Raw genomic sequence first — 6,211 nt, forward strand, 5'->3', positions numbered from 1 at the left:
CTATTCTAGTCCAAATCTGCCTTCATTGGATTAAAGAAAGCATTGAGATTGTTTGCCATATTTTTCAGATTTTTATCCATCAAGTAACCTGCACTTAGATTGAAAAAATCTTCTTCAGAATTCCAGTATTGGCCCAACCAAACATAATGTTTATCCGTAAATGCTAGTTTAGAAATCTCTGCAAGTGCTGAATCTTCTTTTTCCTGTACACCTTTTATAGCAACTGGTGATCCATCCACATCATAATATGCTTGCATAGCTTTTGGACTAGTCATATAGCTGATAAATTCTTCGGTTTCTTTAGGATGTTTGGTAGTAGCTGAAGTTGATAATGCCATGTCCCCTGCACCAACAGTGACTTCTTTTCCTACTTCTTCTCCTGGGAAGGCAAACATCCCCACATCAAATTTTGGATCCTGTTGATTAATTGCCGCTAATGCCCATGATCCTTGCGGCATCATCAAGGCTTTTTCATTCGAGAATGCTACCACCGCATCATTATAAGAGGCACCACGCCATCCATCTTGAGCATTATCCGCCAACAAATCTAGTCGTTCTGCATCTGCTTTTAAAATAGCATCATCTGCAGAAATAGCATTTGGTTTTGAAAAGCGAAGATAGTTATTAGCTGCGTCTCCACTGCCTGTAATGGTAATGAGAGAAAGTTGGTGATAACCGTTTAATGTCCATCCTTCATTGCCTGCAACTGCAAACGGAGAATTCCCACTATCTTTTATCTTTTTAACAATCTCTTGAAACTCTTTAAAAGTCTTCGGTTCCTCAAGTCCTAATTCTTTAAACTTTGTTTTATTGTAATAAATTCCATAAAGGTTAGCAGTTAAAGGCACACTATAAATCTTGTTATTGATTGCATACTTTTCTGCATAGTCATTCTTAATATTCTCAAGATAAGATTTCCCTGTCATATCTGCAAAGTAACCTGCTTTTGCCCACTCCTGAAAATCCATATTTTGAGGATAGATATTAACAATATCTGGAACATCTCCTGATAAAATCCGAGTCTTCAGAACAATACCAGCTGCCGGAACAGTCGTCAGTTTTACATCAATAGTAGGATGATCCTTTTCAAAATTATCTACAATTTTTTGCAAAGTATCCGCCATTTCGGTCTTCTGGTTAAAAAATTCAATCGTTACCTTTCCATCAGTCGATTGATTATTCTGACCACAAGCTGCTAGACCTAGTAAACTAGCCCCAGCGACTAAAAGAAAACCTGCTTTCTTATACCATTTCATTGGAAAGCCTCCTTTATAAATTTATACACCTTTATTATAGTCTTCTAAAAATATACTGTCTACTCAAAAAATCTCCTTGGGATAAGATAACAGTTAAGCCTGCATACATGAGTTCTGCACCTGAGTAAACTTCTCCATTTTCCTGTAATTCATACAGTCCCTCTTCATCCAAATCTTTTAACTTTAAAGTTGTTTCCATGGTCTCTACAACTGACAAAACGCGAACGTAGGTTACAATCGTTTGATTTTTGTAATTAAATTGTACAGCTGCTTCATTGGATGCAGACTCGGGATTGATTAACCTATACTGTTGTCCTAACTGAACTACTGGTCGTAATTCTTTATACAAGTTCACCTGATTAGCAATCTCAGCTTTCTCTTCATCTGATAAACTTGTCAAATCAAGCTCATATCCCAAATTTCCCATCATTGCTACATGACCACGTGTTTCTAATGGTGTCGTTCGCCCCATCTGATGATTCGGTACTGCTGACACATGAGCCCCCATAGAAATGGTTGGATAGAGATAAGATGAACCGTATTGAATTGGTAAACGTGCAATAGCATCAGTATTATCACTAGTCCAGACTTGTGGGAAATAGCGCATCATACCCAGATCATTTCGTCCACCACCACCAGAGCAGGACTCAAAGAGAATATGGCTGTGCTTCTCTGTCAGATAAGAAACGAGTTCGTAAAGCCCCAACATGTACTGATGAGATTGCATCTTTGTCTCTAGATAAGTAAAGCCATTTCCTAGGTTGGTCATATTACGATTCATATCCCATTTAATATAATCAATCTCATGATAAGATAGGAGTTGATCTAAGACATTTTTCAAGTATTCTACTACCTGAGGATTGGCAAGATTAAGTACTAATTGATTCCGAGAATAAGTATGCTCATATCCTGGAACCTGAATAGCCCAGTCAGGATGTTTACGATACAAATCACTATCTACAGAAATCATTTCCGGTTCTAACCAAAGTCCAAACTGTAGACCTCTTTCATGGATAGCTGAAATCAGACTTTCTAGGCTACCACCCAGTTTTTTCTCATTAACAATCCAATCACCTAAAGCACGATTATCATCAAAGCGATTGCCAAACCATCCATCATCCAATACAAAAAGTTCAATACCAACTTTCTTAGCTTCATCAGCCAGCTCTAACAGTTTTTCTCTCTGAAAGTCAAAGTAGGTTGCTTCCCAGTTATTGATTAGAATTGGACGTTCTTTTTTAGAAAATTTACTTGGCAGAATATGCTTCAGTACAAAATTTTGACTTTCATGGCTAATACCAGTTAATCCCTTATCTGAATAGGTCACTAAAGCTACTGGTGTTTCAAAGTATTCCTCAGGGTCTAACTTCCAAGAAAAGTTTTCCGAATTAATCCCAATCGCCAGTCGAACTTCATTCAATTGATTCCTTTGAACAAAAGCTTCAAAGTTTCCACTATACATTAGTTGAATAGCAAGTGCATTCCCAGCATCCTCTGTGACTCCTTGATCACATAGTAGAAGAGCTGGTGTTTGAGCATGACCAGAAGCACCGCGGTTCGAACTAATCGAAAAGATTCCTTGTTCTACCTGTTGACGTCTGACAGTCTTTTCGCGAGCATAAGCACCCTGAAGAGTTACGATTTCGTAAGCTGCAGCTGGCAAATCAGCCATAAAAGAAAAATCTTTATGGATGACAACTTCCTGATTACTATTATTCTCTAATTTACTGTAGCTAGCAATTGTCGCATCATTATCAAAAGCAGTATAATACAAAGTCAGGCTAAGTTGAGCCTTAGAATCTTCTAACATCAAAGCAAGGGTCTCTGTATCGTCCATGCTATGCGGAGAAGGTAATCCCTGTGGACCATTCTGACCTTTTAAAATCTTTGCTTCTACAAATCGAAAGTCTGTTACTTCAGTTACACTATGCTGAACCTGTATAGTTGGTTTCCTAAAATCTCCTAAGCCATGTTGTCCGAAAATCTGACGCTGAGTATCTAAACTAAAGGTTCTATTATTAGCCGTTGGATTCCCTGAAAAGGCATGGTCTCGTTCATAAACACTATTGCAACCTTTATAGTTCTTAATAGTCTTTCCTAAATGTTTCAAAAGTAAGTAGCCATTTCGATTTTCAATAATCAAACTTAAATTTTTACTCTCAACATAAAATAGATTATTCTCTAGCCTAACTCCCATTTACTTCACCTCATCACTTTATTGATTCTATTTTATCATCTGAAATCGCTTTCCAAAATAGAAAAATGTCTCAAGAATATGGTAAAATGTTAGGTAGGAGGTAGCACATGCTAGTTTTTTCAGAATACCAGACTGGAACAATTGACCTTTCCTTAAGCTTTTATGGATATGAGGAATGCACACCAAATTACTCTTTTGGTCCAGCCATTCGTGATACATACGTTCTACATTACATTACTAAAGGACAAGGAAAATTTCATTACAAGGGTAAAATTGTTGATTTAAAAGAAGGAGATTTCTTTCTATTAAAACCATAGGAACTAACCTTTTATCAAGCAGATAGTAAAGAACCTTGGGCCTACTACTGGTTGGGAATCACTGGAGGGAAAGCTCCTGATTATTTTGCTCTTTCTCAAATTTCTGACCAATCCTATCTCATCCAATCTGAAACTTGTCATACCCAGTCTACTGCAAAACTCATCTCAGACATTGTCCGCTTCGCTCAGATTACAAAATCAAATGAATTAGCTCAACTCCATATCATGGGACAGCTCCATGAACTGATGTTTCATCTGGGAACTATTGCTCCCAATCAGAAAAAAAATAATATTTCATCAACCCACCAACTCTATCTTGAATGCAAAAGATTAATTGATAGCCACTATCCTCAATCACTTACAATCCAAGATTTAGCAAAAGAACTATCCGTTCACAGGAGCTACTTATCAAGTGTATTCAAAGAATTTAATACCTTATCACCTAAAGAATACCTACTCTACGTTCGAATGCACCGAGCTAAACAACTTCTCGAAAATACCCAAGAGTCCATCAAGGTAATTGCATACTCGGTAGGTTTTTCAGATCCACTACATTTTTCTAAAGCCTATAAACAATACTTTAATCAGACTCCAAGTCATACAAGAAAAGAATACTCTCAATACCAACTAGTGAGAAAGGAAACACTATGAAATCCTACCAAGCTGTCTATCAGATTCTAGCTAAAGAAACCGACTATATAAGCGGAGAAAAAATTGCAGAAGAACTATCACTGACCCGAACATCAATTTGGAAAGCCATCAAGCGGTTAGAACAAGAAGGCATTGAAATTGATAGTATCAAAAACAAAGGCTATAAACTGGTGAATGGAGACCTTATTCTTCCAGAACTTCTAGAAGAAAATCTTCCAATTAAAGTCAGCTTTAAACCCGAAACAAAATCAACACAACTAGATGCAAAAGAAGCAATTGATTTAGGAAATGAAGCAAACACCCTCTATATAGCTTCCTATCAAACAGCAGGCCGAGGTCGATTTCAACGTTCTTTCTACTCACCACAAGGTGGCATTTATATGACACTCCATCTTAAACCAAATCTCCCCTATGACCAATTACCATCCTACACACTACTTGTAGCAGGAGCTATCTACAAAGCCATTAAGAACCTAACATTAATAGATGTCGACATAAAATGGGTCAATGATATCTACCTAAACAATCATAAAATTGGAGGAATTCTCACTGAAGCAATGACCTCTGTAGAAACAGGCTTAGTCACAGATATCATTATTGGAGTAGGAATCAACTTTACTATTAATGACTTCCCACAAGAGTTAAAAGAAAAAGCTGCTAGCTTATTTAAAACTACAGCTCCAATAACAAGGAATGAATTAATCATAGAAATCTGGCGTGCTTTCTTCGAAACACCAGCAGATGAGTTATTATACCTATATAAAAAACAGTCATTCGTTCTAGGAAAAGAAGTTACTTTCACACTAGATCAAAAAGACTACAAGGGACTTGCTAAAGACATCTCTGAAAGTGGTAAACTTTTAGTTCAATGTGATAACGGAAAAGAAATCTGGCTCAATAGCGGAGAAATTTCACTCAAGGGTTGGAAGTGAAATAACACAATTATAATATAAACGATATAAAAATAACTTCAGATTAGTAATGCAATTAAGTTTTACAGATTTGAAGTTTTATTGTCTCTAAAAGTAAAAAAGAGAGTTACAAACTCTCATTAAAACGGAGAATAAGGGATTCGAACCCTTGCGCCAGTTACCCGACCTAACGATTTAGCAAACCGTCCTCTTCAGCCTCTTGAGTAATTCTCCAATTAATGGGCACGAGTGGACTCGAACCACCGACCTCACGCTTATCAGGCGTGCGCTCTAACCACCTGAGCTACGCGCCCAAGTTAAAAACTTGGTAATTTGAACAAAGTTCAAAGCGGGTGACGAGAATCGAACTCGCGACAACAGCTTGGAAGGCTGTAGTTTTACCACTAAACTACACCCGCATACATACTATAAGTAAAAATGGCGCGAGACGGAATCGAACCGCCGACACATGGAGCTTCAATCCATTGCTCTACCAACTGAGCTACCGAGCCTTATTGCGGGAGCAGGATTTGAACCTACGACCTTCGGGTTATGAGCCCGACGAGCTACCGAGCTGCTCCATCCCGCGTTAATATAAAAGGAGGATGTGGGATTCGAACCCACGCACGCTTTTACACGCCTGACGGTTTTCAAGACCGTTCCCTTCAGCCGGACTTGGGTAATCCTCCAATATTCAAATGGACCTTGTAGGACTTGAACCTACGACCACTCGGTTATGAGCCGAGAGCTCTAACCAGCTGAGCTAAAGGTCCGACAAGATCATTATAGCGGCGAAGGGGATCGAACCCCCGACCTCCCGGGTATGAACCGGACGCTCTAGCCAGCTGAGCTACACCGCCATGTATCGGGAAGACAGGA

At 38.4% G+C, this 6,211-nt stretch carries 3 protein-coding genes, 8 tRNA genes and 1 pseudogene; 2 read left to right on the top strand and 10 right to left on the bottom strand.

Features of this window, described 5'->3' with window-relative positions:
- Positions 1–5: 5 nt before the first annotated feature.
- Both HT685_RS03865 and HT685_RS03870 read right to left on the bottom strand, forming a co-directional pair.
- A complete protein-coding gene (locus HT685_RS03865) occupies positions 6–1,256 on the bottom strand; it encodes an extracellular solute-binding protein (RefSeq protein ID WP_173225492.1) in 1,251 nt (416 codons plus the stop codon).
- A gap of 34 nt (positions 1,257–1,290) precedes the next feature.
- The gene (locus HT685_RS03870) at positions 1,291–3,453 is read right to left on the bottom strand and encodes an alpha-galactosidase (RefSeq protein WP_173225489.1); all 2,163 of its coding nucleotides are present in this window, start codon (positions 3,451–3,453) and stop codon (positions 1,291–1,293) included.
- A 107-nt stretch (positions 3,454–3,560) separates the two neighbouring features.
- Here HT685_RS03870 and HT685_RS03875 point away from each other — a divergent pair.
- Together HT685_RS03875 and birA are read left to right on the top strand one after the other, a co-directional pair.
- A pseudogene (locus HT685_RS03875) lies at positions 3,561–4,421 on the top strand (AraC family transcriptional regulator).
- Complete coding sequence (gene birA / locus HT685_RS03880; RefSeq protein WP_173225486.1) at positions 4,418–5,353, top strand: bifunctional biotin--[acetyl-CoA-carboxylase] ligase/biotin operon repressor BirA; 936 nt, start codon at positions 4,418–4,420, stop codon at positions 5,351–5,353. Before HT685_RS03875 ends, birA begins: the two are co-directional and overlap by 4 nt.
- A gap of 125 nt (positions 5,354–5,478) precedes the next feature.
- On the opposite strand, the gene HT685_RS03885 is transcribed toward birA, so the two are convergent.
- From HT685_RS03885 to HT685_RS03920, 8 genes are all read right to left on the bottom strand, one after another.
- Positions 5,479–5,566: transfer RNA gene (locus HT685_RS03885), tRNA-Ser, on the bottom strand.
- 6 nt (positions 5,567–5,572) lie between these two features.
- A tRNA-Ile gene (locus tag HT685_RS03890) sits at positions 5,573–5,646 on the bottom strand.
- Positions 5,647–5,680: 34 nt separating this feature from the next.
- Positions 5,681–5,751: transfer RNA gene (locus HT685_RS03895), tRNA-Gly, on the bottom strand.
- 20 nt (positions 5,752–5,771) lie between these two features.
- Positions 5,772–5,844, bottom strand: a tRNA-Phe gene (locus tag HT685_RS03900).
- Between the two features lie 3 nt (positions 5,845–5,847).
- Positions 5,848–5,921: transfer RNA gene (locus HT685_RS03905), tRNA-Met, on the bottom strand.
- Positions 5,922–5,931: 10 nt separating this feature from the next.
- A tRNA-Ser gene (locus HT685_RS03910) sits at positions 5,932–6,021 on the bottom strand.
- 10 nt (positions 6,022–6,031) lie between these two features.
- Positions 6,032–6,105: transfer RNA gene (locus HT685_RS03915), tRNA-Ile, on the bottom strand.
- A gap of 13 nt (positions 6,106–6,118) precedes the next feature.
- Positions 6,119–6,192 (bottom strand) — tRNA-Met (locus tag HT685_RS03920).
- Positions 6,193–6,211: the final 19 nt, after the last annotated feature.

The sequence above is a fragment of the Streptococcus sp. 5004 genome (assembly GCF_013276755.1).
GTDB lineage: Bacteria > Bacillota > Bacilli > Lactobacillales > Streptococcaceae > Streptococcus.

Coding starts and splice junctions, on each gene's coding strand:
- HT685_RS03865 (WP_173225492.1), bottom strand. CDS start 1,256: ATGAAATGGTATAAGAAAGCAGGTTTTCTTTTAGTCGCTGGGGCTAGT.
- HT685_RS03870 (WP_173225489.1), bottom strand. CDS start 3,453: ATGGGAGTTAGGCTAGAGAATAATCTATTTTATGTTGAGAGTAAAAAT.
- birA (WP_173225486.1), top strand. CDS start 4,418: ATGAAATCCTACCAAGCTGTCTATCAGATTCTAGCTAAAGAAACCGAC.